We start from the raw sequence: 23,361 nt of genomic DNA, 5'->3' as shown, positions 1-23,361 counted from the left end.
TCAGTCTGCACCGGAGGAACGGCGCGCTGCGTAGAGGTCGCTGTCCAGGTAGCGCCGGTGCATGTGCCGCAGCAGCACCATGACCACGGCGGCCACCGGCAGGCCCAGCAGCACGCCAACGAAACCGAACAGCTGGCCGCCGGCCAGGACCGCAAAAATGACGGCGACCGGATGCAGGCCGATGCGGTCGCCCACGAACCAGGGCGTGAACAGCAGCGATTCCAGCAGCTGGCCGACACCGAACACCGCTACCACGCCCAGCACCGGCATCACCGACTGGAACTGCACCAGCGCCGCGCCGCCGGCCGCCAGCACGCCGATGATGAAGCCGAGATAGGGCACGAAACTGACCAGACCGGCGAGCATGCCGAAGAACAGGGCCAGGTCCACGCCGACCAGCCACAGGCCGATGGAATACACTGTTCCGAGCGAGAGCATGACCAGGAACTGGCCACGCAGGAAGGCGCCCAGCACCTCGTCCGACTCCCGCGCCATCTGCACCAGCGTCGGCTCCAGCGTGCGTGGCAGCAGCTGATGGAGGTGCGCGATCAAGTGATCCCAGTCCCGCAGGAAGTAGAAGGTGACGACCGGGATCAGCACCAGGTTGGCCAGCCAGCCGGCCACCGCCGCGCCCGAGGTGGACACCGCCTTGAGCAGGGTCGCGGCCACGCCACCGGCCTCTTTCCAGTGTGCGGCCAGCGCGGCCTTGAGTCGGCCCGTGTCCAGCAGTTGTCCCGGCTCGACGCCCAGCAGCCCACCCAGCCCGGGCAACAGCCGGGTCTGCGCCCAGTCCAGATACAGCGGCAGCCGCTGCACAAAGGTCGTGATCTGGCGTTCCAGTACCGGCACCAGGAACAGCAGCATCAGCACCAGGACCAGGAACATGCCCAGAAACACCAGCACCACCGCAAGCGTGCGTGGCATGCGCCGTTCCAGGCGATCGACCAAGGGGTCACCGAGATAGGCCAGCAGGGCACCCACCAGGAAGGGCGTGAGTACCGGCGCCAGCAGGTAGATCAGCACCGCGGCGATCAGGATGGCCGTCAGCCACCACCAGCGTTGCGCCGTGTTCATGGAAAACGTCCGCTCCCGTGCTTGCGATTCCAGGCCCGCCAGCCCCAGCTCCAGACATAGTCGGCGCCGCTGAGTACCGCGGTGGCGAGCACCGTGTACAGCAGCGTCGACACCCAGTCGGCGGGCAACGCCGTGACACCGGCATCGAACAGCACCGCCAGCACAAGCAGGATCTGGGACAGGGTATTGATCTTGCTGATCACCGACGGCTCGGCCGTGAGCGGTTCCACCAGCCGGTGGTAGGCCAGCGCGCCCGAGAAGATGATCAGGTCACGGGCCACCACCACCGCCACCAGCCAGCCCGGGATCAGTCCCTGCCAGCCGAGTGCAAGATAACAGGACACCAGCAGCAGCTTGTCGGCCAGCGGATCCATGAGCCCGCCGAGCCGGCTGGTCCAGCCGAAGTGCTTGGCGAGGAAGCCGTCGAGGCCGTCGGAAGCGCCGGCGATCAGAAACAGGATCAGGGCCGCGGCATAGTCGTCGCGAAGCAGCATCCAGACCACCGGCGCCACCAGCAGGAAGCGGAAGAAGGTGATCAGGTTCGGTATGTGCCGCGCCTCGAAGCGCATGTCGGCTCCTCAGGGCATCAGGCGATAGCGGCTGCCGGCCGCATCCACCGGTTCCAGTACGCGACCCAGCGCCAGGCTGCGGGCCAGTGCCGCCACGCCGCCGTCGACTTCCAGCTGCAGCCGCATGACGCCGGCCCGCAACACCCGCAGGCGCAGGCTGCGCACCGCATCGAGGCCCTCGAGATGGCGCAATACCCTGGCATAGTCGGCCAAGCCGGTCACGCCCTCGACCTCCAGCAACAGGTGCCCGGTTTCCAGCCCGCCGCCGCGGATCGCCAACCGGGCGGCGAGCCGGTCGGCCAGACCGTCCATGCCCGCGGCGATGGCGGCCTCGACATCGGGCCCATCGCTGACCCAGGACAGGGTTTCCCCACCGAACACCAACGTCCAGCGGCCACGCCAGCCCCCGCCGACTTGCTCGATGCGGGCGGTGGCCACGGCCGGGGCGCCGTAGCGGCGGGCGGCGGCGACGGCCCGCTCGACGAAGCCGCCCCAGACATCGGCAATACCGATGGCCCGGCGATCCTCGAGATCCATCAGCGGCAGCACCAGCGGCAGGCCCCGGCGGCGAGCCGCGGCCTTCAGCGCCCGGCCGGCGACTGTCTGCTCGTCGTCGGAGGCGAGCAGACGACGCTGACCGTTGTCCTCCACGGCCAGCCACAGCAGCACGTCGGGGCGATCCCGCCCCCACAGCGGCAGCCCGGCGGCGCGCACGGCCTGCTCCAGTGCGACGGGCTCGAAGGTCACTTCCAGCAGCAGCCTGTCCTCCGGGCCCTCGCGATACTGGAAGGTGCGCACGAGGCGCGCCGGCTGGCCGAGGAGGGCGTCGGCACCGGGCAGCGTGCGCGGCTCCGCCACCCCGGTCAGGCGTACCAGCACGCCGTCGAGGGCCGCGGCCAGCGCTGCATCCCGGCTCGCAGGGCCGCGGTCCGCCACCGGCACCTCGATGCGGAACAGGTCCTCGCCCGCGGCCTGCGCGGCAAACGCGGGCACAAGTGCCAGCAGACCGATCAGAAGGGCTCTCGCGACATTCGCTGTGGACATCCCCGGTTTCCCTGCTCTGGAAAAATCCCCGGCGCAGAAGACCCTGCGCCGGCATGCGCGGTACAATAGCATATTCGCAGCGACCCCCCGGCGGGTCGCTCCTGCAACCTGACCGGGAGTGAGCGGGTGTCCGAACACGATTCCTCTCTCAATTACAAGGCGGCCGGCGTCGACATCGATGCCGGCAACGCCCTCGTCGAACGTATCAAGCCGGTGGTCCGCGCCACCCGGCGGCCCGAGGTGCTGGGCGGACTGGGCGGATTCGGCGGCCTGTTCGCGCTGCCGCTGGAACGCTACCGGCAGCCGGTACTGGTGTCCGGCACCGACGGCGTCGGCACCAAGCTCCGGCTGGCCATCGACAACGGCCGTCACGACGGCATCGGCATCGACCTGGTCGCCATGTGCGTCAACGACATCGTGGTCGCCGGCGCCGAGCCGCTGTTCTTTCTCGATTACTACGCCACCGGCCGGCTCGATGTGGACGTCGCCGAGCGCGTGGTCGGCGGCATCGCCGAGGGCTGCCGCCAGGCCGGTGCGGCACTCATCGGTGGCGAAACCGCCGAAATGCCCGGCATGTACGGTGCCGGCGACTACGACCTCGCCGGCTTCGCCGTCGGCATCGTCGAGCGCGATGCGCTGATCGACGGCAGCCGGGTCGGGCCGGGCGACGTGCTGATCGGGCTCGCCTCCAGCGGCCCGCATTCCAACGGCTATTCGCTGATCCGCAGGATCCTGGAAGTGAGCGGTGCCGATCCCGCCACCCGCCTGCCCGACGGCCAGCCGCTGATCGGCGCCCTGCTCGCGCCCACCCGCATCTACGTCAGGTCCCTGCTGTCGCTGATGCAGACGGTCGAGGTACGGGCGCTGGCACACATCACCGGGGGCGGCCTGCCGGAGAACCTGCCGCGTGTCCTGCCCGAAGGGACCGCCGCCCGCATCGACAGGGCAAGCTGGACCCGGCCTGCCGTGTTCGACTGGCTGCAGACGCAGGGCAGGGTCGCGGACGCCGAGATGTACCGCACCTTCAACTGCGGCGTCGGCATGGTGGTCTGCGTACCCGCCAACGAGGCGGGCGCCGCCATCGACCAGCTCAGCGCCGCCGGCGAGACCGCCTGGCGGCTGGGCGAGATCGTGCCCGGCGACGGTGAGGTGGTGATTGCGTGAGCGGGGGCATGGAAAGGCATCATGGCCACGGAACCCACCGCAGGGCACATACAACACCCGCATCCCCTGCTGCCATGGCCCTCCGGGAAATGGACAGGGCGCAGTTCCGCCTCCGTCGCAACCCGACGAGGACAGACACCCTGGCCGCATCCGTGCAGGCGCAGCACGCGCGGCCTGACCTCACTTTTGTGGATTCGCCGGGTTTCGTGGCCATCCGGACATGATCAAGCACAACGAAAAACTCCCCATCGTGGTCCTGATCTCGGGCCGCGGCAGCAACCTGCAGTCGATCATCGACCAGGCCGCCAGCGGCGAACTGCCCGTGGACATCCGCGCCGTGATCAGCAACCGCCCCGACGCGGCCGGACTGGAGCGGGCGCGGGCGGCGGGCATCGAGACGGCGGTGGTCGATCATCGCGACTATCCCGGCCGCGAGACCTTCGATGCCGCGCTGGCCCGGTGCATCGACCGCTACCGGCCCCGTGTCGTGGTGCTCGCCGGCTTCATGCGCATCCTGACCCCGGGCTTTGTGCGCCACTACCGCGGACGGCTGCTGAACATCCATCCCTCGCTGCTGCCCGCCTACCGCGGGCTGAACACCCACCAGCGGGCGCTGGCCGACGGCGCCCGCCGCCATGGCGCCAGCGTGCACTTCGTCACCGAGGAACTGGACGGTGGGCCGGTCATCCTCCAGGCCAAGGTGCCGGTGCACCCGGACGACACCCCGGAAACGCTGGCGGCCCGCGTGCTGGCCGAGGAACACCGGCTCTATCCGGCGGCGCTGCGGTTGCTGGCCGAGGGCCGGATCCGGCTCGACAACGGGCAGGCGCTTCTCGACGACCGGCCGCTGGAGACACCGTTGCAACTCGATCGCCTCACCGCCGGCGCGGACTGAAGGGCACCGCTTTCGGGACGGCGCTCACACGCCCCGGCGCCCCGCCGGACAGCAGCCGCCCACTGCGCTATCTTTCGGGTTCGTCCCGGCCACACCATCCGCCCATGAACCCAGCCCAGGCACGAGACCGGCATCCCGCACTCCGTCTTCTCCTGACGATGCTCATGCTCGTGCTGCGCACGCCGCTCGCGGCGGAACTTGTGCCTTTCGATGCCCGGCACCAGCTCTCGGTGAACAACTTCGCGATCGGGGAGCAGCGCGTGATCCTGCGACGCGATGGGGACGTCTGGCGCTACAGCGCGCATACCCGTCCCACCGGGCTGGCGCGACTGTTCCGCAGGGACCGGCTGGACGAGCAAAGCCGCTTCCGCCTGATCGACGGCCGCATCCGGGTTCTCGACTACGAGTTCCACCATACCGGCCGCCGAACGCCGCGCCACGCCTTCCTGCAGTTCGACTGGGCACTGGGGCGCGTCATCAACGACGTGGCCGGGGCACGCTGGCAGATGCCGATCCCGCCGGGCACCCTGGACAAGCTCAGCGTGCAGCTGGCGCTTGCCCTCGAGCTGGCGGGCGGCGCACGGGAGCTGGCCTTCGATATCGCCGATGGCGGCAAGCTCAAGCGCTTCCGCTTTCGGGTGACGGGAGAGGAACGGCTGTCCCTGCCGGCGGGACAGTTCGACACCCTGCGGCTGCAGCGACTGCGCGAGGATCAGGACCGGGACACCTGGCTGTGGTGCGCGCCGATACTGGGCTTCCTGCCGGTGCAGGTGCGCCAGCGCGAGCACGAGGAGGGGCAGACCTATCTGAGCAGGCTGCTGGAATTCAGGCGCAACGGCGAGTAAGGGCTTGCCGGCTCAGGCGCGCGGCAGGGTCACGCCCCGCTGGCCCTGGTACTTGCCGCCACGATCGCGATAGGAGGTCTCGCAGACCTCGTCGGACTCCAGGAACAGCATCTGGGCCACGCCCTCGTTGGCATAGATCTTGGCAGGCAGCGGTGTGGTGTTGGAGAACTCCAGGGTCACGTGTCCTTCCCACTCGGGTTCCAGCGGGGTGACATTGACGATGATGCCGCAACGGGCATAGGTCGACTTACCCAGGCAGATGGTGAGCACGTTGCGCGGAATGCGGAAGTACTCGACGGTACGGGCCAGGGCAAAGGAGTTGGGGGGAATGATGCAGACATCGGACTTGACGTCCACGAAGCTGTCGTCGGCAAAGTCCTTGGGATCGACGATGGCCGAGTTGATGTTGGTGAAAATCTTGAATTCGTCGGCACAGCGCACGTCGTAGCCGTAGCTGGAGGTACCGAAGGAAATCACCCGGCCCTGCCCCAGGTCGCGCACCTGGCCGGGCTCGAAGGGCTCGATCATGCCTTCCTGTTCCGCCATGCGGCGGATCCACTTGTCGGACTTGATGGGCATGCGTCTACTGGATGCAAGTCACAAGATACAAGAGACAAGCGCGTGGCCCCGACGGGGCCACACTTGCGTCCGGCATCAGTTGTTCTGAATAACGATCTTGGGGAACTTGGCCGCGTAGTTCTTGCCCTGCTGCGACAGCCTGGCCGCGGTACGGCGGGCGATCTCGCGGTAGATCTGGGCAATGCGCGACTCGGGCTCGGCGACCACGGTGGGCTTGCCGGCATCCGTTTCCTCGCGGATGCGGATGTCCAGCGGCAGGGCACCGAGGAAGTCGACCTCGTACTGTTCGGCCATGCGCTTGCCGCCGCCCTCGCCGAAGATGTGTTCCTCGTGGCCGCAGTTGGAACAGATGTGGATGCTCATGTTCTCGACGATGCCCAGCACCGGGACCTCGACCTTCTCGAACATCTTGAGCCCCTTGCGCGCGTCGAGCAGGGCGATATCCTGCGGCGTGGTGACGATGACCGCGCCCGAGACCGGCACCTGCTGCGCCAGGGTGAGCTGGGTGTCACCGGTGCCCGGCGGCAGGTCGACCACCAGGTAGTCGAGATCGTCCCAGTTGGTGTCATTGAGGAGCTGCTGCAACGCCTGGGTGACCATGGGACCACGCCAGATCATGGGTGTCTCCTCGTCAACCAGGAAGCCGATGGACATGGCCTGAACGTCATGGTTTTTCATCGGCTCCAGGGTCTTGCCGTCCTTGGATTCGGGCTTGCCATGAACGCCGAGCATGCGCGGCTGGCTGGGGCCGTAGATGTCGGCATCGAGGATGCCGACCCGGGCGCCCTCGGCTGCCAGCGCCAGGGCCAGGTTGACCGCAGTGGTGGACTTGCCGACGCCACCCTTGCCGGAAGCGACCGCAATGATGTTCTTGATGCCCTTGATGGGCTCCACGCCCTTCTGCACCGCATGGGAGACGATGTTCGACTCGACCTTCACCTCGGCCGAATCGACACCTTCCACGCCCTCGACCAGCGACTTGAGCTGCGCGGCCAGCTCGTCGGCGTAGCCACTGGCGGGGAAGCCCAGCACCACGTCCACCTCGGCCCTGCCACCGTTGACACGGATGTCCTTCACGCACTTGGCGCTGACCAGATCCTTCTCGAGGTAGGGATCCACGTAGCTCTTGAGCGCGCTTTCGACCTGCGCCTGGGATACCTCAGCCATGATTCTTTGCACCTCCGAACAGGTAGGGGGGCCGGCCGCCGCCGGAAACTGACGGCGCATTGTACACAAATCGCCCTCGCGCTGTCTGCGCCGGGACGGATACCGTCACGGACGACCGGGTCAATCGGGCGGGCAATATGGCATAATCTTCAGCTTCACGCCCTATCGCCCAGAAACTGCACGGAATTCCCGCCGCCGCCGCGGCCCGTCCGGACCGGATAAAGATGACAGACAGCCCCCGCAACATCCTGGTTACCAGTGCCCTGCCCTACGCCAACGGCGCCATTCACCTGGGCCATCTGGTGGAATATGTCCAAACCGACATCTGGGCCCGTTTCCAGCGCCTGCGCGGGCACCGCTGCCACTACGTCTGCGCCGATGATGCCCACGGCACGCCCATCATGCTGCGTGCCCAGTCCGAGGGCATCACCCCCGAGGAACTGATCGCCCGGGTGGGCGAGGAGCACCGCGCCGATTTCCGAGATTTCCATATTGGTTTCGACAATTATCACAGCACCCACTCGCCCGAGAACCGCGCGCTGGCCGAGCTGATCTACACCCGGCTCCGCGACGGCGGCTACATCCACACCCGCACCATTCAGCGTCCCTACGATCCGGAACGGGAGATGTTCCTGCCGGATCGCTTCATCAAGGGCGAGTGCCCGCGCTGCGGCGCCCCCGACCAGTACGGCGATTCCTGCGAGGCCTGCGGCGCCACCTACAGCCCCTCGGACCTGAAGCATCCGGTTTCGGTGCTTTCCGGCGCCACCCCCGTGCTGCGCGACACCGAGCAGTTCTTCTTCGATCTCGCGGCCTTCGAGCCCATGCTGCGCAAGTGGACGCGCGCCGGCCACGTACAGCCGGAGATCGCGCGCAAGCTGCACGAGTGGTTCGAGGCCGGCCTGAAGGACTGGGAGATTTCCCGAGATGCGCCCTATTTCGGCTTCGAGATCCCCGACGCGCCCGGCAAGTACTTCTATGTCTGGCTGGACGCGCCCATCGGCTACATGGCCAGCTTCCGCCAGCTCTGCGACCGCACCGGCGAGGACTTCGACCGCTACTGGAAGCCGGACAGCGACTGCGAGGTGTATCATTTCATAGGCAAGGACATTGCCTACTTCCACACTCTGTTCTGGCCGGCCATGCTCGAGGGCGCGGGCTTCCGCAAGCCCACAGCCGTGTATTGCCACGGCTTCCTGACCGTCAACGGCCAGAAGATGTCCAAGTCGCGCGGCACCTTCATCAAGGCACGCACCTATCTGGCACACCTGAATCCCGAGTACCTGCGCTACTACTTCGCCGCCAAACTGGGTTCCGGCATCGACGATCTGGACCTCAATCTCGAGGACTTCGTGCAGCGGGTGAACAGCGACCTGGTCGGCAAGGTGGTCAACATCGCCAGCCGCTGCGCCGGTTTCATCAACAAGAAGTTCCGGGGCCGGCTGTCAGCCCGGCTGCCGGATCCTGGCCTGCACGACACCTTCGTCCGGGCAGGCGACGAAATCGCCCGGCTGTACGAGGCACGCGAGTTCGGCCATGCCATGCGCGAAATCATGGCCCTGGCCGACCGCGCCAACCAGTACGTCGACGAGGCCAAGCCCTGGGTGCTGGCCAGGGATCCGGACCGCGCCGACGAGGTGCAGGCCATCTGCACCCAGGGACTCAACCTGTTCCGGGTGATCATGACCTATCTCAAACCGGTGCTGCCGGTGCTGAGCGAGAATGTGGAGACCTTCCTGCAGGTCCCGCCGCTGGACTGGGCAGGACGCGAGCAGCCGCTGCTGGACCACGCCATCGGCCCCTTCCGGCCGCTGATGACCCGCGTGGATCCGGATGCGGTGGCGGCCATGGTCGAGGCCTCGCGCGAGGATCTGGCCACAGCCACCGGCCCGGCACCGGCCGGCCCGCTGGCGGATGATCCGATTTCGGCGGAGATCGGCTTCGAGGACTTCGCCCGAATCGACCTCCGGGTGGCACGCATCGCCAAGGCAGAGCAGGTGGAGGGCGCGGACAAGTTGCTCCGCCTCACCCTGGACCTGGGTGGAGAGACCCGACAGGTCTTCGCCGGCATCAAGTCCGCCTACGATCCGGCGGAGCTGGAGGGGCGGCTGACGGTGATGGTGGCCAACCTGGCGCCACGCAAGATGCGCTTCGGCGTGTCCGAGGGCATGGTGCTGGCGGCGGGACCCGGCGGCAAGGATCTGTTCATCCTGAGCCCGGACTCGGGTGCCGAGCCGGGCATGAGGGTCAAGTAGTCCACAGAGATGCAAGATACAGGAGACAAGATACCCGTCAGTCAACAGTGGCAGGCTGCCACCGCCGCCCCCTGTTCGGGCGTGTTCTGTCGCGATCCGCATCCCGCATCCCGCATCTTGCCGCCGCGCCCCGAAGGGTGCCGGTCATAGCCATGGAACACTACGCGCTCATCCTGATCAGCACCATCCTGGTCAACAACTTCGTGCTGGTGAAATTCCTCGGCCTCTGTCCCTTCATGGGCGTATCCCGCAAGCTGGAAACCGCCACCGGCATGGGCCTGGCGACCACCTTCGTGCTGACGCTGTCATCTGTCTGCAGCTACCTGGCCAACGAATATCTGCTCGTTCCACTGGGCCTGGAATACCTGCGCACCATCACCTTCATACTGGTCATCGCCGTGGTGGTGCAATTCACCGAAATGGTGGTGCACAAGACCAGCCCGGTACTCTACCAGGTGCTGGGCATCTTTCTGCCACTCATTACCACCAACTGCGCCGTGCTCGGCGTGGCCCTGCTCAATACCCAGCAGCAGCACGGCTTCCTGGAATCGGCGTTCTACGGCTTCGGCGCGGCGGTGGGCTTTTCCCTGGTGCTGGCGCTGTTCGCGGCGGTTCGTGAACGCGTGGCCGCGGCCGATGTACCCGTACCCTTTCAGGGCGCGGCCATTGCGCTGGTCACCGCGGGGTTGATGTCGCTGGCCTTCATGGGCTTTTCCGGGCTGGTGAAGGGCTGAACCGGATGCTGACCGCCATTCTTGCCCTGGGCATCCTCGCCGGCCTGTTCGGCATGCTGCTCGGCTATGCGGCCATCCGCTTCCACGTCGAATCGGATCCCATCGTCGACCAGATCGATGCCATCCTGCCCCAGACCCAGTGCGGCCAGTGCGGCTACCCCGGCTGCCGGCCCTACGCCGAGGCCATCGCCCGCGGCGAGGCCGATATCAACCAGTGCCCGCCCGGCGGCGAGGCGGGCATCCGCGCGCTGGCCGACCTGCTGGGCCGCGACTACAAGCCGCTCAACGAGGAACACGGCGAACACAAGGGCAAGCGGGTCGCCATCATCCACGAGGAACTCTGCATCGGCTGCACCCTGTGCATTCAGGCCTGTCCGGTGGATGCCATCCTCGGCGCCGCCAAGCACATGCACACGGTCATCGAATCGGAGTGCACCGGTTGCGAACTCTGCGTCGACCCCTGCCCGGTGGACTGTATCGAGATGGTGCCGGTGAAGCCGGACATCCAGGAATGGAAGTGGCCATCGCCCGAGGAACGCCGAATGGACATCGCGGCTGCACCCGAGCAGGAGGCGGCCGGCTGACATGGCACGAAGCTTCGCTCACCTGCACCCCATCCATGGCGGCCTGCACCTGCCGGCGCAGAAGGCCATGTCCACCCGCCGCCCGCTGGAGACGCTGGGCATCCCGGAGCGGCTGGTATTCCCGCTGCAGCAGCACATCGGCGAGCCGGCGGTGCCCGTGGTCGAACCGGGCGAGCGCGTGCTGCGCGGCCAGCTGATCGCGCGTGCCGAGGGCTATGTCAGCGTGCCGCTGCATGCTTCCAGCTCCGGCAGGGTGCGCGAGATCGCCGAACACCCGGTTCCCCATCCCTCCGGGCTCAGCGCGCCCTGTATCGTCATCGACACCGACGGCGAGGACCGCTGGCACGAATCCGTTGCCCCCGTCGAGGACTACCGCGCCCTCGATCCCAGCGCCCTGCGCAACCGCATCCGTGATGCCGGCATCGTCGGCCTGGGCGGCGCCGGCTTCCCCAGCTTCATCAAGATGAATCCGGGACCGCAGCGGCGCATCGAGCTGCTGGTCATCAACGGCGCCGAGTGCGAGCCCTACATCAGTTGCGACGACATGCTGATGCGCACCCGCCCCGACAGCATTGTGCGTGGCATCGAAATCCTGCTGCATGCCCTCGACGCGCCGGAGTGTGTCATCGGCATCGAGGACAACAAGCCCGAGGCCATCGACGCCCTGCGCACCCATCTCGCCCAGCGCGGGCTAGAACACATCCAGGTCGCGGTGGTACCCACCCTCTACCCCACCGGCGGCGAGCGCCAGCTCATCCGCATTCTCACCGGCCTGGAAGTGCCCTCGCAGGGCCTGCCGGCCGACATCGGTATCGTTTGCCACAATCCGGGCACCGCGGCCGCCATCGACGCGGCCATCCATCGCGGCGAACCCCTGGTCTCGCGCATCGTCACCGTGACCGGCGAGGGCATCCGCGAGCCGCGCAACCTGGAGGTCCGCGTCGGCACCCTGATGCGTGAACTGATCGACGCCGCCGGCGGCTACACCGACGATGTCGATCGCCTGATCATGGGCGGCCCGATGATGGGCTTCGCCCTGCCCTCCGACGATTTGCCGGTCATCAAGACCACCAATTGCCTGCTGGCCAGTACCCGGGCCGTGATGCCGCCGCCGCCCGAACCCGTGCCCTGCATCCGTTGCGGCGCCTGCGCGGAGGTCTGCCCGGCGCAGCTGCTGCCGCAACAGCTCTACTGGCATGCGCATGCGCGGGACTTCGATCGTATCCAGGACTACCACCTGTTCGACTGCATCGAGTGCGGCTGCTGCGCCCACGTCTGCCCCAGCCACCTGCCGCTGGTGCAGTACTACCGCTACGCCAAGACCGAGATCTGGACGCAGGAACGCGAGCGCGAAAAGGCCGATCTCGCCCGTCGTCGCCACGAGTTCCGGCTGGAACGCCTGGAACGCGAAAAGGCCGAGCGCCAGGCCCGTCTGCGCAAGCGCAAGAAGGCCGTGGAGAAGAAGGGTGACGATGCCGATGCGGCCAGGAAGGCAGTCATCCAGGCCGCGCTGGAGCGGGCGCGAGCGCGCAAGGCGGCCGGCGACATACCGCCGCCGGCCAACACCGAGAACCTCACCGAGGCCCAGCAGCGCCAGATCGCCGAGGCCGAGAAACGACGCGAGCAGGCCCGTTCAAGCCGGCCAGACAACGACGGAAGCCCGCACTGATGCGTTTCCACACCTACAGCTCACCCCATCTGCCGCCGGTGAACAGCGTCGACCGGGTCATGCGCCAGGTACTGCTGGCGCTGCTGCCGGGAATGACCGCAGCCTGGTGGTTCTTCGGCTGGGGCGTGCTGGTCAACGTACTGCTGGCAACCGCGACCTGCGTGGCGACCGAGGCACTCATGCTGCGTATCCGCCGTCGCCCCGTGGGCCGATTCCTCGGCGACTGGAGCGCGGTGCTCACCGGCATGCTGCTGGCCCTGGCCCTGCCGCCACTGGTCCCCTGGTGGATGCCGGTGCTGGGTGCCGGCTTCGCCATGGTGGTGGCCAAGCATCTGTTCGGCGGCATCGGCTTCAACCCCTTCAATCCGGCCATGGTCGGCTACGTGGTGCTGCTGGTGTCCTTCCCGCGCGAAATGACCCTGTGGAATCCGCCGGCAGCGTTGGCCGGGCATCACCTGGGCCTCGGCGAGACACTCGCCTGGATGTTCGCGGGGCGCCTGCCCGCCGGCGTGGGACTGGACGCACTGACCATGGCCACGCCGCTGGACACCGTCAAGACCGAGCTGGGCCTGGGGCAGACCCTGAGCGAGATCAGCGAGAAGCCACTGTTCGGTTACTTCGGGGGCCGAGGCTGGGAGTGGGTGAACCTCTGGTATCTGCTCGGCGGGCTGTGGCTGATTCGCCGCCGCGTCATCGGCTGGCAGATCCCGGCGGGGATGCTCGGCGGCCTGTTCCTGATCGCCCTGTTCTTCCATGCCATCGACACCGACACCTTCCCCTCGCCCCTGTTCCATCTGTTCAGCGGCGCGGCCATGCTCGGCGCCTTCTTCATCGCCACCGACCCGGTTACCGCCAGCACCACGCCACGCGGGCGACTGCTGTATGCCGCCGGCATCGGCGTCATTGCCTATGTCATCCGCACCTGGGGCGGCTACCCCGACGGCGTTGCCTTCGCCGTGCTGCTGATGAACATGGCCGTACCCACCATCGACTACTACACCCAGCCGCGGGTATTCGGACAGTCGCGCGAATGAAGAACCTGCACCGGCAGATCCTGGTCACCGGCCTGTTCCTGTTCCTGTTCGCCGCCATCGGCACGGGGATGGTGGCCTATACCTACGACGCAACCCGCGAACGCATCCACGAGAACGAACGCCTGGCCCTGCTGCGTCACATCCACCAGATCATCAACCCCGAACGCCATGACAACGATCTCTTCCACGACACCATTCAGGTCGTCGATCCCAACCTGCTCGGCACCGACGAGCCGGTGACCGTCTATCGCGCGCGCATGGGCGGCCACCCGGTGGCCGTGGTGATGACGCCGGTGGCGCCCGACGGCTACAACGGCTCCATCCGGCTTCTGGTGGGCATCGATGTCAACGGCCGGATCACCGGCGTGCGCGTGCTCTCGCACCGGGAAACGCCGGGGCTGGGCGATGCCATCGAGGCCGACCGCTCCGACTGGATCCTCGGTTTCGAGGGCAGGTCCCTGAACGATCCGCCGGAGAGCCAGTGGGCCGTGAAGCGCGACGGCGGCGTGTTCGACCAGTTCACCGGCGCCACCATTACCCCACGGGCCGTGGTCAAGGCGGTCAAGCGGGCTCTGATATACTTCGAGCAGCACCGCGAGGCGCTGTTTGCCGCGCCCGCGTCGGCGAATACGGAAACAATACCGGATGAGTGACCCCAAACCCAACGACATCGCCCTCGACGGACTCTGGCGCAACAACCCCGGTCTGGTGCAGTTGCTCGGCCTGTGCCCGCTGCTGGCGGTCACGGGCACCGTCGTCAACGGTCTGGGCCTGGGGCTGGCCACCACTCTGACACTGGTGCTCTCCAATGTCACTGTGTCGGCCATCCGCCGCATCGTGCGCCCGGAAGTCCGGATCCCGGTGTTCGTTCTGGTCATCGCCTCGGTGGTCACCGTGATCGAGCTGGGCATGAACGCCTATTTCCATGACCTGTACAAGGTCCTGGGCATCTTCATACCGCTGATCGTGACCAACTGCGCCATCATCGGCCGCGCCGAGGCCTTCGCGTCCAAGCACAGCGTGGGCCGTGCCTTCACCGATGGCCTGGCCATGGGCGTCGGCTTCACGCTGGTTCTGGTCGCCCTCGGCGCCCTGCGCGAGGTCATCGGCCAGGGCACGCTGCTGGCCCATGCCCACCTGATGTTCGGCGAACATGCACGCGACTGGACCCTGACGCTGATCGACGACTATCGCGGCTTCCTGATCGCAGTGCTGCCGCCGGGCGCCTTCCTTGGCCTGGGCCTGCTGATCGCTCTCAAGAATGTCATCGATGGGCGGCTGGAGCGCCGCCGCAGGATCGCGGCCGGCACTGTACCGTCCGAAGCCGCCGCCTGAACGGCCCATGAACCGGGAAAAGCGCATCGAGATCTTCTCGCGGCTGCGTGCGGCCAATCCGAAACCGACCACCGAACTGAAATACGGCAACACCTTCCAGCTGCTGATCGCGGTCATGCTGTCCGCGCAATCAACGGACAAGGGCGTGAACAAGGCCACGCGTGAGCTGTTTCGCATCGCCAAACGGCCACGGGACATCCTCGAACTGGGCGAGGAGGGTCTGAAGCGCCACATCCGCACCCTCGGCCTGTACAACGCCAAGGCCCGCAACATCATCAGGACCTGCGAGATCCTCGAACGGGAGCATGGCGGCAAGGTGCCGCGCGATCGCAAGGCGCTGGAGGCGCTGCCCGGCGTGGGCCGCAAGACCGCCAACGTGGTGCTCAACACCGCCTTCGGCGAGCCCACCATCGCCGTCGACACCCACATCTTTCGCGTCGCGAACCGCACCGGCATCGCGCCCGGCCGCAACGTGCGGGAGGTGGAGAACCGTCTCGAACGGCTGGTCCCGGACGAATTCAAGCAGGATGCGCATCACTGGCTGATACTGCTGGGACGCTACGTCTGCATGGCGCGCAAGCCCCGCTGCGGCCAGTGTCCGATCGTCGACCTGTGCGAGTACCGCCACAAGAACCTCGACTGACGATGGCTGCCGGCGGCTTGCAATCCCGGGCCGGCTCGCCTTTACTTGGACCAGCCTGCATGTTGCACCAGGGGCTGCGGATGATGGCGGATTTGCAGCCGGGCTCGGGTGCAATATGCGGGCTAGATCAGGAGCCCAATGCCATGCTGTATGCAAACGACCGCGATCGCCTGCGCGGCGTCTACTGCGATGTCTGGCAGAAACACCGCGAGGGCCAGCCACTGGAGGCCATGGAGGCGCTGATCCGGGACGTCATCCTCGACCACGGCGAGTACCGGTCGTTGCTCGAGGACCGGGAACGGGCGCTGGGTGACGACTTTCCGCCGGAACTGGGACGCATCAATCCCTTCCTGCACATGAGCCTGCACCTGGCCATCCGGGAACAGCTGGCCACCGACCGGCCGCCCGGCATTCGCGCCGAATATCAGCGGTTGCTGACAGCGCTCGGCAATGCCCACGAGGTCGAACACCGGATCATGGAATGCCTGGGGAGGGCGCTGCACGAGGCCCAGCGCTCGGCGCGCGGACCCGACGACGCGGCCTATCTCGCGTGCATACAGTCCATCGCCCGGGGCTGACACCGGTTTCCCGCAACCCGCATCCCGGGAACCATTCCGCGCGGGCTGCGGTCAGAGAATGGTCAGCATGGCTGACAGGGCACCGGACCCGTTTCCGGCAGGCAGGCCGGGGCAGCGCCATATCACCGGCGGCTAGCGGCCCCGACACGACAAGAACGTTCCATGGAGGCTCTCCCAATGTCCAACCAATCTACCCGCAAACCCCTGGCCGTGGCACTCGGTGCCGCCTTCGCCACGAGCCTGTCCACCGGCGCCATCGCCGCCGACAACCCCTTCAGCAGCACCGAACTGTCGGGCGGCTACATGACGGCTGAAATGGAAGGCAAGTGCGGCAGCATGAACAAGGCCGGCAAGCCCGCTGCCAAGATGCAAGACAGGATGAAGGAAGGCAAATGTGGCGAGGGCAAGTGCGGCGGCATGAACAAGGCCGACAAGCCCGCGGCAAAGATGAAGGAAGGCAAATGCGGTGAGGGCAAGTGCGGCGGCATGACCAAGGCCGAGAAAGCCACTTCCAAGATGAAGGAAGGCAAGTGCGGCGGCATGAAGCAGTAGGCCACCGCCGATGAGCACTTCCGTCTACCCCGTCCAGGGCGCCGGCCTGGGTCTGCGTCGCAGCCTGATGGACACGCTCGCCGAGCGTGATCCGGGCAGCATCGGCTTCTACGAGATCGCACCGGAGAATTGGATCGGGGTAGGCGGCCGCTTCGGCAAGGCATTGCGCGCCTTTACTGAACGGCACGCCTTCGTCACCCATGGTCTTTCCCTGTCGCTGGGTGGGCCGTCACCCCTGGACGAGGCCTTTCTGCACCGTCTGCGCCAGTTCCTGGACGAACATGACATCCGCGCCTGCACCGAGCACCTCAGCTATTGCAGCGATGACGGACACCTGTACGACCTGATGCCCATTCCCTTCACCGGCGACGCGGTGAAGTACGTGGCCGGCCGCATCCGGCGCACCCAGGAAATCCTCGAACGCCGCATCGCGATCGAGAACATCTCCTACTATGCCGCACCCGGCAAGGAGATGGAGGAAATCGACTTTCTCAATGCCGTTCTGGAAGAGGCCGACTGCGATCTGCTGCTGGACGTGAACAACGTCTACGTGAACAGCATCAACCACGGCTACGACGCCGAGGACTTCCTGTCCCGCATTCCGGGCGAACGCATCGCCTATCTGCATGTTGCCGGTCACTACCGCGAGGCCGAGGATCTGCTGGTGGACACCCACGGGGCCGCGGTCATCGATCCCGTATGGCGGCTGCTGGAGCGGACCTACCAGTGCTTCGGCGTCATTCCCACCCTGCTGGAGCGCGACTTCAACATCCCGCCACTGGACGAGTTGCTGGACGAACTGGACACCATCCGCGAACTGCAGGCCAGATGGACCACCGACGGCCAGGAGGCGCGGCAACATGGCTGAACCACGGCCCGACTTCCAGGCCCGGCAGTTCGCCTTCGCGGCACACATCCGCGATCCCGAGCACGCGCCGCCTCCGGCGGACGTGGAAGACCGCCGCATGGCTGTCTACCGGGAACTCTTCTACAACAACATTGACAGTTTCCTGGCTGACACCCTCCCGGTGCTGCGCCGCCTGCTCGACGACGATCACTGGCACGCCCTGGTGCGGGACTTCTTCGTCCGCCACCGCTGCCACTCGCCCTACTTTCTCGACATCCCTCGCGAGTTCCTGCGTTATCTCGACGAGGTGCGCGGCGAGCGTCCGGAAGACCCGCCCTTCCTGCGCGAGCTGGCCCACTACGAATGGATCGAACTCGCCCTGTCGGTGGCCGAGGCCGCTCCGCTGCCGGCCGACCTGGATCCGGCAGGCGACCTTCTCACCGGCATCCCTGTGGTCTCGCCGCTGGCCTGGCCGCTGGCCTATCGCTATCCCGTGCACCGGATCGGCCCCGACTATCGTCCCGAAGCACCACCGGATACCCCCACCTGGCTCGTGGTCTATCGCGATCACGAGGACGCAGTGCATTTCCTGCACCTCAATGCAGTCAGCGCCCGGCTCCTGGACCTGCTCGCCAACGGCCTGGAGGAATCAGGCCAACACATTGAACTGACGGGGATTTCCGCTCTGGAACGGGTCGCCGGGGAACTTCAGCACCCGGATCCCGGCCAGGTCGTCGAGGCCGGCCGCAGTCAGCTCGAGGACTGGCGCGAACGCGGCGTCCTTTGCGGCGCCCGCGCTCCCATCTGAACGCAAGAACCCGGCCCTCCCGTCACGCAAGCATCCGCTTCCCTTCAAGAAAGGGAGTGAACAGGCCGTTAACTCAGGCATGCCGGTTCATTCCAGCCAAGGAGCACTGGCCATGCCGCAATCCGAATTCCTGTTCACCGCGCTCGAGGTCCTGTCCGCCCTGTTCGTACTCGCGCTCGGCGGCGGCGTACTGGCAGTCGTCGTTCTCTATATCCTCGACGTCACCCAGACAAAGCAGGCGATCCGACGCAACTATCCGGTCATCGGGCGCTTTCGCTACTTCTTCGAACACATGGGCACCTTCTTCCGCCAGTATTTCTTCGCTATGGATCGCGAGGAGCTGCCCTTCAATCGCGCGGAGCGCTCCTGGGTCTACCGCGCCGCCAAGAACGTGGACGCCACCGTGCCCTTCGGCTCCACCCGGGACCTGCGCCCGGCCGGCACCGTCTTCTTCGTCAACTGCGCCTTCCCGACCCTGGGCGAGGACGCGGCACCGCCGAGAGAGCTGACCATCGGCCCCTTCTGCGAACAGCCCTACACAACCGATTCCATCCTGAACATTTCCGGCATGAGCTATGGCGCCCTGTCCCGGCCGGCCGTTCTGGCCCTTTCCCGGGGCGCGAACCTGGCCGGCTGCTGGCTGAACACCGGCGAGGGCGGCCTGTCGCCTTATCACCTGGAAGGCGGTGCCGACCTGGTGGTGCAGATCGGCACCGCCAAGTACGGCGTTCGCGACGAGCACGGCCGGCTGAGCGACGACCGCCTGCGCGCGGTCGCCGCGCATGAACAGGTGCGCATGTTCGAGATCAAGCTCAGCCAGGGCGCCAAGCCCGGCAAGGGCGGCATACTCCCGGCGGCCAAGGTCACCGAGGAGATCGCGCACATCCGCGGCATTCCCGTGCACACCGACTCCATCAGCCCCAACCGGCACCCGGAGATCAATTCGGTCGGTGACATCCTCGACATGGTCCAGCGCATCCGCACGGTCACCGGCAAGCCGGTCGGCTTCAAGACCGTGATCGGCTCCCTGGACTGGCTGGACGACCTGTTCTGCGAGGTACACCGCCGCGGCATCGAGTCGGCCCCCGACTTCATCACCATCGATGGTGCCGAGGGTGGCACCGGTGCCGCACCCATGAGTCTGATCGACAACATGGGCATGCCCCTCAACGAGGCGCTGCCTCTGACTGTCAACAAGCTGCTGGAATACAACCTGCGCGATCGCGTCAAGGTGATCGCTTCCGGCAAGCTGATCACGCCCGATCGCGTGGCCTGGGCACTGTGCGTGGGCGCCGATTTCGTGGTATCGGCACGCGGCTTCATGTTTGCGCTGGGCTGCATCCAGGCCCTGCAATGCAACAAGGACACCTGCCCCACCGGGATCACTACCCACGACCGTCGACTCCAGCGCGGGCTGGATCCCGCGGACAAGGCCGTTCGCGTGGCCAACTATGTACGCAATCTGGTCCATGAGGTCGGCGTGATCGCCCATGCCTGCGGCGTCAGCTCCCCGCGCGAACTGCGCCGCCGACATGCCCGCGTGGTCACCGAGGCCGGCCATTCCGTGACCCTCGACCAGGTGTACCCCGAACCCACGCCGTCCATCAGCGTTTCCGAGCGCGCAAGCCACGGCTGATCTGCCTCTCCGATTGTCGACGCCAACCTGGAACCAAACGGGCCGGCGTCTGTCTGTGTGAACAGCACAGGCGAAACGAGGGGACGCATCATGACCGGACTGCTCTGCTCGCTGCAGCGCCTGCTCGACCGCGCGCGCCACCTCGATTTCCTGGCGCCACTCGCCCTGCGGCTGTACCTGGTCCCCATCTTCTGGGTCGCGGGCATGAACAAGTTTCGCGGCTGGGAGAACACGGTTGCCTGGTTCGGCAATCCCGACTGGGGCCTGGGCCTGCCCTTCCCGGAACTCATGGCCTTCCTGGCCGCCTCCAGCGAGGTGCTGGGCGCCGTCCTGCTGCTGGTCGGCCTGGCGGTGCGCTGGATTTCGATCCCGCTGATGGTCACCATGATCGTTGCCATGGTCACCGTCCACTGGCAACACGGCTGGCAGGCCATCGCCGACCCCACCATGTGCCTGTTCAACTGTGCCGACGCCCAGGCCGCCGTCGAGCGGCTGGCCCGGGCACGGGAAATCCTGCAGGAATACGGGAATTACGCGTGGCTCACCGAGCAGGGGCCGTTCGTGGTACTGAACAATGGCATCGAGTTCGCGGCCACCTATTTCATCATGCTGCTGACGCTGTTCTTCATCGGCGGCGGACGTTATGTGAGCATCGACTACTGGCTGGAGCGCCGCTTCGGCTGCGGGCGCTGACAGCCAGGAGGGCGCATCCGGGTTTCGACGGTGGCTTGCCGACACCGTGACCGCCGAGGCACAGAGGACTTAAGCCACCGCACATGGCGTAGCCCGGATGAAGCGGAGCAGAATCCGGGTAGCCAATTGCGCAGCGGCAACACTCAGCCCTTGCGGCCGATCATTTCGATGGGATAACCGTCGGGATCCTCGACAAAGGCGATGATGGTGGTGCCGGCATTCATGGGCCCGGCCTCACGGATAATCTTGCCACCACGGTTGCGGATCTCCTCGGTGGCGGCATGGACGTCATCGACCTCGATAGCGATATGACCGAACCCGGTGCCCAGCTCATAGCTGTCCACGCCCCAGTTGTAGGTCAGTTCGATGACGGTATTCTCGGACTCGTCACCGTAGCCGACGAAGGCCAGCGTGAACTTGCCGTCCGGATAGTCCTTTCGGCGCAGGAGTTTCATGCCCAGCACTTCGGTATAGAAGCGGATGGAACGGTCGAGGTCTCCGACCCGGATCATGGTATGCAGGATGCGCATGAATCTTCCTCCTTCCCGGAACAGTGGCCACGGAACCCACTGAATCCAGGAGATATGCCCATCTGGCAGCCGCGCTCTGCGCGCTGTCGTGAAACCCCGAACCTGTCGTGGATTCAGCGGCTATTTTCGCTTCCGCGCCGCAATCCTCAGGCGCAGGGCATTGAGCTTGATGAAGCCCTCGGCGTCCTTCTGGTTGTAGGCGCCCTCGTCTTCCTCGAAGGTGGCGATGCGCTCGTCGAACAGCGAATCGGTTTCCGACTTGCGGCCGACGACGATGACGTTGCCCTTGTAGAGCTTCAGGCGCACGCTGCCATTCACCGTCTGTTGTGACTCGTCGATCATGGCCTGCAGCATGCGCCGCTCCGGACTCCACCAGTAGCCGTTGTAGATCAGGCTCGCATAGCGCGGCATCAGTTCGTCCTTGAGATGGGCGACCTCTCGATCCAGGGTCAGCGATTCCATGGCCCGATGCGCCTTGAGCATGATGGTGCCGGCCGGCGTTTCATAGCAGCCGCGCGATTTCATGCCGACATAGCGGTTCTCGACGATGTCGTCGCGACCGATGCCGTTCTCGCCACCGACACGATTCAGATGGGTCATCACCTGCGCGGGCGTCATTGCCTGGCCGTCGATGGCCACGATGTCGCCGTTGCGGAAATCCAGTTCCAGACAGCTCGGCTGATCCGGCGCCTGCTCGGGAGCAACGGTCCAGCGCCACATGTCGCTCTCGGGCTCGGCCCAGGGGTCCTCCAGAATGCCGCCTTCATAGGAGATGTGGAGCAGGTTGGCATCCATCGAATAGGGCGATTTCTTGCCGGCCTTGGCGAAATCCACCGGGATGTCGTGCTCGCGCGCATAGTTCATCAGCTTCTCGCGCGACAGCAGATCCCATTCCCGCCAGGGCGCAATCACCTTGATGTCCGGCTTGAGCGCATAGGCGCCCAGCTCGAAACGCACCTGGTCGTTGCCCTTGCCGGTGGCGCCATGGGCGATGGCATCGGCCCCCGTCTCTTCGGCAATCTCGACCAGGCGCTTCGCGATCAGCGGCCGGGCGATGGAGGTGCCGAGCAGATACTCGCCTTCATAGACGGTATTGGCACGAAACATCGGGAATACATAGTCCCGCGCGAATTCCTCGCGCAGGTCCTCGATGTAGATTTCCTTCACGCCCATGGCCTCGGCCTTGGCCCGCGCCGGCTCGACCTCCTCGCCCTGGCCGATATCGGCGGTAAAGGTCACCACCTCGCAGCCGTAGGTGTCCTGCAGCCACTTGAGGATGATGGACGTGTCCAGCCCGCCCGAATAGGCAAGCACCACCTTCTTGATGTCACTCATGGGTCAATCGCCTTGATCAATCGCCACTGAATCCACTGAATCCACGGAAACCGGCATTTCAGCACCGGCTTCGAACCAGGGGCTTTTCCGTGGATACAGTGCATTCCGTCGCTTTCTCTGTTTCCTCGCCTCCCCGGCGTGACACAGCGCCACAACCCAGGCGATGGGCACGCCCCTTCGGGTCTTTGCCCATCCTACCGACTGAACCCGGCGTCCAATCCTCGCTGATACCGAACGCCGCGCGAAGCGCCGACGAGAAAGCGCACCTTTCCGTGGTTTCAGTGGGTTCCGTGGCGCTCTTCATTTCTTCGTCTCCGCGCCGTGACACAGCGCCATGATCTACACGATGGGCACGCCCCTTCGGGTCTTTGCCCATCCTGCCGGCTGAACCCGGCGTCCAATCCTCGCTGATACCGAACGCCGCGCGAAGCGACGGCGAAAAAGCGTACCCTTCCGTGGTTTCAGTGGACTTCGTGGCGCTCTTCACTTCTTCATCTTCGCGCTGCGGCGCAGCCGCGAGAGCAGGCGCCGGGCCAGTTCGCCGAACAGCTCGGTCTGGGTCGGGTGCGGATGAATGGCATTGCCGACCTGCTCGAGGGTGAGCCCGGCCGCGACCATCATCACCGCCTCGCCGATGAGGGTGTCGGCATGGTCGGCCAGGAAGTGCACGCCGATGATGCGCTGCGTGGCCTTGTCGGCCACGATCTTGATCATGCCGTGTTCCTCGCGGTTGATCATGGCCTTGGCGTCGATGTTCATGGGCACCTTGACCTCGGCGGCATCGATGCCGC

Annotated in this window: 24 protein-coding genes and 1 pseudogene; 17 read left to right on the top strand and 8 right to left on the bottom strand. The window is 66.2% G+C overall.

Annotated elements, in window-relative coordinates; translation table 11 throughout:
• The 3 genes from MVF76_RS11650 to MVF76_RS11640 are packed head-to-tail and all read right to left on the bottom strand — an operon-like array spanning window position 1 to window position 2,687.
• Window positions 1-1,074, bottom strand: coding sequence for an AI-2E family transporter (locus tag MVF76_RS11650; protein ID WP_297529308.1), 1,074 nt, complete (start codon window positions 1,072-1,074; stop codon window positions 1-3).
• Window positions 1,071-1,643: a CDP-alcohol phosphatidyltransferase family protein gene (locus MVF76_RS11645; RefSeq protein ID WP_297529306.1), complete on the bottom strand. Its 573-nt coding sequence runs from the start codon at window positions 1,641-1,643 to the stop codon at window positions 1,071-1,073. The genes MVF76_RS11650 and MVF76_RS11645 overlap by 4 nt, the downstream gene beginning before the upstream one ends.
• Window positions 1,644-1,652: 9 nt before the next feature.
• Window positions 1,653-2,687, bottom strand: a complete 1,035-nt coding sequence (locus tag MVF76_RS11640; RefSeq protein ID WP_297529304.1) for a DUF2066 domain-containing protein — start codon at window positions 2,685-2,687, stop codon at window positions 1,653-1,655.
• Window positions 2,688-2,813: 126 nt separating this feature from the next.
• Here MVF76_RS11640 and purM point away from each other — a divergent pair, with 126 nt between their 5' ends.
• The 3 genes from purM to MVF76_RS11625 all read left to right on the top strand — a co-directional run bounded on the left by purM (window position 2,814) and on the right by MVF76_RS11625 (window position 5,591).
• The gene (gene purM / locus MVF76_RS11635; RefSeq protein ID WP_297529302.1) at window positions 2,814-3,851 is read left to right on the top strand and encodes a phosphoribosylformylglycinamidine cyclo-ligase; all 1,038 of its coding nucleotides are present in this window, start codon (window positions 2,814-2,816) and stop codon (window positions 3,849-3,851) included.
• Between the two features lie 220 nt (window positions 3,852-4,071).
• Entirely contained in the window at window positions 4,072-4,746 is a 675-nt protein-coding gene (purN, locus tag MVF76_RS11630; RefSeq protein WP_297529301.1) for a phosphoribosylglycinamide formyltransferase, read from the top strand.
• A 164-nt stretch (window positions 4,747-4,910) separates the two neighbouring features.
• Entirely contained in the window at window positions 4,911-5,591 is a 681-nt protein-coding gene (locus MVF76_RS11625) for a DUF3108 domain-containing protein (protein ID WP_297529299.1), read from the top strand.
• Between the two features lie 12 nt (window positions 5,592-5,603).
• Here MVF76_RS11625 and dcd read toward each other — a convergent pair whose 3' ends face one another.
• Together dcd and apbC are read right to left on the bottom strand one after the other, a co-directional pair.
• Window positions 5,604-6,170 (bottom strand): dCTP deaminase, encoded by a 567-nt coding sequence (gene dcd / locus MVF76_RS11620; RefSeq protein WP_297529298.1) that lies wholly within the window; start codon window positions 6,168-6,170, stop codon window positions 5,604-5,606.
• A gap of 75 nt (window positions 6,171-6,245) precedes the next feature.
• The gene (gene apbC, locus MVF76_RS11615) at window positions 6,246-7,337 is read right to left on the bottom strand and encodes an iron-sulfur cluster carrier protein ApbC (protein WP_297529295.1); all 1,092 of its coding nucleotides are present in this window, start codon (window positions 7,335-7,337) and stop codon (window positions 6,246-6,248) included.
• Window positions 7,338-7,561: 224 nt separating this feature from the next.
• Between apbC and metG the strand changes: the two genes are divergently transcribed.
• The 14 genes from metG to MVF76_RS11545 all read left to right on the top strand — a co-directional run bounded on the left by metG (window position 7,562) and on the right by MVF76_RS11545 (window position 20,705).
• On the top strand, window positions 7,562-9,592 hold the full coding sequence (gene metG, locus MVF76_RS11610) for a methionine--tRNA ligase (RefSeq protein WP_297529294.1): 2,031 nt from the start codon (window positions 7,562-7,564) through the stop codon (window positions 9,590-9,592).
• A gap of 152 nt (window positions 9,593-9,744) precedes the next feature.
• Complete coding sequence (gene rsxA / locus MVF76_RS11605) at window positions 9,745-10,326, top strand: electron transport complex subunit RsxA (protein ID WP_297529293.1); 582 nt, start codon at window positions 9,745-9,747, stop codon at window positions 10,324-10,326.
• A 5-nt stretch (window positions 10,327-10,331) separates the two neighbouring features.
• Window positions 10,332-10,910, top strand: coding sequence for an electron transport complex subunit RsxB (gene rsxB, locus MVF76_RS11600; protein WP_297529292.1), 579 nt, complete (start codon window positions 10,332-10,334; stop codon window positions 10,908-10,910).
• 1 nt (window position 10,911) lies between these two features.
• The gene (gene rsxC / locus MVF76_RS11595) at window positions 10,912-12,579 is read left to right on the top strand and encodes an electron transport complex subunit RsxC (protein ID WP_297529291.1); all 1,668 of its coding nucleotides are present in this window, start codon (window positions 10,912-10,914) and stop codon (window positions 12,577-12,579) included.
• Window positions 12,579-13,613 (top strand): electron transport complex subunit RsxD, encoded by a 1,035-nt coding sequence (rsxD, locus tag MVF76_RS11590; protein ID WP_297529289.1) that lies wholly within the window; start codon window positions 12,579-12,581, stop codon window positions 13,611-13,613. The genes rsxC and rsxD overlap by 1 nt, the downstream gene beginning before the upstream one ends.
• Complete coding sequence (gene rsxG / locus MVF76_RS11585) at window positions 13,610-14,266, top strand: electron transport complex subunit RsxG (protein WP_297529287.1); 657 nt, start codon at window positions 13,610-13,612, stop codon at window positions 14,264-14,266. The genes rsxD and rsxG overlap by 4 nt, the downstream gene beginning before the upstream one ends.
• A complete protein-coding gene (locus tag MVF76_RS11580) occupies window positions 14,259-14,948 on the top strand; it encodes an electron transport complex subunit E (protein WP_297529284.1) in 690 nt (229 codons plus the stop codon). The genes rsxG and MVF76_RS11580 overlap by 8 nt, the downstream gene beginning before the upstream one ends.
• Before the next feature lie 7 nt (window positions 14,949-14,955).
• A complete protein-coding gene (nth, locus tag MVF76_RS11575) occupies window positions 14,956-15,591 on the top strand; it encodes an endonuclease III (protein ID WP_297529282.1) in 636 nt (211 codons plus the stop codon).
• Window positions 15,592-15,734: 143 nt separating this feature from the next.
• Window positions 15,735-16,169, top strand: a complete 435-nt coding sequence (locus MVF76_RS11570) for a DUF1841 family protein (protein WP_317622964.1) — start codon at window positions 15,735-15,737, stop codon at window positions 16,167-16,169.
• A gap of 177 nt (window positions 16,170-16,346) precedes the next feature.
• Entirely contained in the window at window positions 16,347-16,721 is a 375-nt protein-coding gene (locus MVF76_RS11565; RefSeq protein WP_297529280.1) for an HvfA family oxazolone/thioamide-modified RiPP metallophore, read from the top strand.
• Window positions 16,722-16,731: 10 nt separating this feature from the next.
• On the top strand, window positions 16,732-17,589 hold the full coding sequence (locus MVF76_RS11560; protein WP_297529278.1) for an HvfB family MNIO-type RiPP peptide maturase: 858 nt from the start codon (window positions 16,732-16,734) through the stop codon (window positions 17,587-17,589).
• A complete protein-coding gene (locus tag MVF76_RS11555) occupies window positions 17,582-18,376 on the top strand; it encodes an HvfC family RiPP maturation protein (protein ID WP_297529276.1) in 795 nt (264 codons plus the stop codon). The genes MVF76_RS11560 and MVF76_RS11555 overlap by 8 nt, the downstream gene beginning before the upstream one ends.
• 112 nt (window positions 18,377-18,488) lie before the next feature.
• Window positions 18,489-20,012, top strand: a complete 1,524-nt coding sequence (locus MVF76_RS11550) for an FMN-binding glutamate synthase family protein (protein ID WP_297529273.1) — start codon at window positions 18,489-18,491, stop codon at window positions 20,010-20,012.
• 90 nt (window positions 20,013-20,102) lie between these two features.
• Window positions 20,103-20,705, top strand: a complete 603-nt coding sequence (locus MVF76_RS11545; RefSeq protein ID WP_297529271.1) for an HvfX family Cu-binding RiPP maturation protein — start codon at window positions 20,103-20,105, stop codon at window positions 20,703-20,705.
• A gap of 143 nt (window positions 20,706-20,848) precedes the next feature.
• On the opposite strand, the gene gloA is transcribed toward MVF76_RS11545, so the two are convergent.
• From gloA to MVF76_RS11530, 3 genes and pseudogenes are all read right to left on the bottom strand, one after another.
• The gene (gene gloA, locus MVF76_RS11540) at window positions 20,849-21,235 is read right to left on the bottom strand and encodes a lactoylglutathione lyase (RefSeq protein ID WP_297529269.1); all 387 of its coding nucleotides are present in this window, start codon (window positions 21,233-21,235) and stop codon (window positions 20,849-20,851) included.
• 120 nt (window positions 21,236-21,355) lie between these two features.
• Window positions 21,356-22,570, bottom strand: a complete 1,215-nt coding sequence (locus tag MVF76_RS11535) for an argininosuccinate synthase (protein ID WP_297529267.1) — start codon at window positions 22,568-22,570, stop codon at window positions 21,356-21,358.
• A gap of 483 nt (window positions 22,571-23,053) precedes the next feature.
• Window positions 23,054-23,361: pseudogene (locus MVF76_RS11530) on the bottom strand (FAD-dependent oxidoreductase); the annotation flags it as partial.

This window comes from Thiohalobacter sp. (assembly GCF_027000115.1).
In the GTDB taxonomy this organism is placed as follows: domain Bacteria; phylum Pseudomonadota; class Gammaproteobacteria; order Thiohalobacterales; family Thiohalobacteraceae; genus JALTON01.
This window is presented reverse-complemented; position numbering and strand designations above follow the sequence as displayed.

Coding starts and splice junctions, on each gene's coding strand:
- MVF76_RS11650 (WP_297529308.1), bottom strand. CDS start 1,074: ATGAACACGGCGCAACGCTGGTGGTGGCTGACGGCCATCCTGATCGCC.
- MVF76_RS11645 (WP_297529306.1), bottom strand. CDS start 1,643: ATGCGCTTCGAGGCGCGGCACATACCGAACCTGATCACCTTCTTCCGC.
- MVF76_RS11640 (WP_297529304.1), bottom strand. CDS start 2,687: ATGTCCACAGCGAATGTCGCGAGAGCCCTTCTGATCGGTCTGCTGGCA.
- purN (WP_297529301.1), top strand. CDS start 4,072: ATGATCAAGCACAACGAAAAACTCCCCATCGTGGTCCTGATCTCGGGC.
- MVF76_RS11625 (WP_297529299.1), top strand. CDS start 4,911: ATGCTCGTGCTGCGCACGCCGCTCGCGGCGGAACTTGTGCCTTTCGAT.
- dcd (WP_297529298.1), bottom strand. CDS start 6,170: ATGCCCATCAAGTCCGACAAGTGGATCCGCCGCATGGCGGAACAGGAA.
- apbC (WP_297529295.1), bottom strand. CDS start 7,337: ATGGCTGAGGTATCCCAGGCGCAGGTCGAAAGCGCGCTCAAGAGCTAC.
- metG (WP_297529294.1), top strand. CDS start 7,562: ATGACAGACAGCCCCCGCAACATCCTGGTTACCAGTGCCCTGCCCTAC.
- rsxA (WP_297529293.1), top strand. CDS start 9,745: ATGGAACACTACGCGCTCATCCTGATCAGCACCATCCTGGTCAACAAC.
- rsxB (WP_297529292.1), top strand. CDS start 10,332: ATGCTGACCGCCATTCTTGCCCTGGGCATCCTCGCCGGCCTGTTCGGC.
- rsxC (WP_297529291.1), top strand. CDS start 10,912: ATGGCACGAAGCTTCGCTCACCTGCACCCCATCCATGGCGGCCTGCAC.
- rsxD (WP_297529289.1), top strand. CDS start 12,579: ATGCGTTTCCACACCTACAGCTCACCCCATCTGCCGCCGGTGAACAGC.
- rsxG (WP_297529287.1), top strand. CDS start 13,610: ATGAAGAACCTGCACCGGCAGATCCTGGTCACCGGCCTGTTCCTGTTC.
- MVF76_RS11580 (WP_297529284.1), top strand. CDS start 14,259: ATGAGTGACCCCAAACCCAACGACATCGCCCTCGACGGACTCTGGCGC.
- nth (WP_297529282.1), top strand. CDS start 14,956: ATGAACCGGGAAAAGCGCATCGAGATCTTCTCGCGGCTGCGTGCGGCC.
- MVF76_RS11570 (WP_317622964.1), top strand. CDS start 15,735: ATGCTGTATGCAAACGACCGCGATCGCCTGCGCGGCGTCTACTGCGAT.
- MVF76_RS11565 (WP_297529280.1), top strand. CDS start 16,347: ATGTCCAACCAATCTACCCGCAAACCCCTGGCCGTGGCACTCGGTGCC.
- MVF76_RS11560 (WP_297529278.1), top strand. CDS start 16,732: ATGAGCACTTCCGTCTACCCCGTCCAGGGCGCCGGCCTGGGTCTGCGT.
- MVF76_RS11555 (WP_297529276.1), top strand. CDS start 17,582: ATGGCTGAACCACGGCCCGACTTCCAGGCCCGGCAGTTCGCCTTCGCG.
- MVF76_RS11550 (WP_297529273.1), top strand. CDS start 18,489: ATGCCGCAATCCGAATTCCTGTTCACCGCGCTCGAGGTCCTGTCCGCC.
- MVF76_RS11545 (WP_297529271.1), top strand. CDS start 20,103: ATGACCGGACTGCTCTGCTCGCTGCAGCGCCTGCTCGACCGCGCGCGC.
- gloA (WP_297529269.1), bottom strand. CDS start 21,235: ATGCGCATCCTGCATACCATGATCCGGGTCGGAGACCTCGACCGTTCC.
- MVF76_RS11535 (WP_297529267.1), bottom strand. CDS start 22,570: ATGAGTGACATCAAGAAGGTGGTGCTTGCCTATTCGGGCGGGCTGGAC.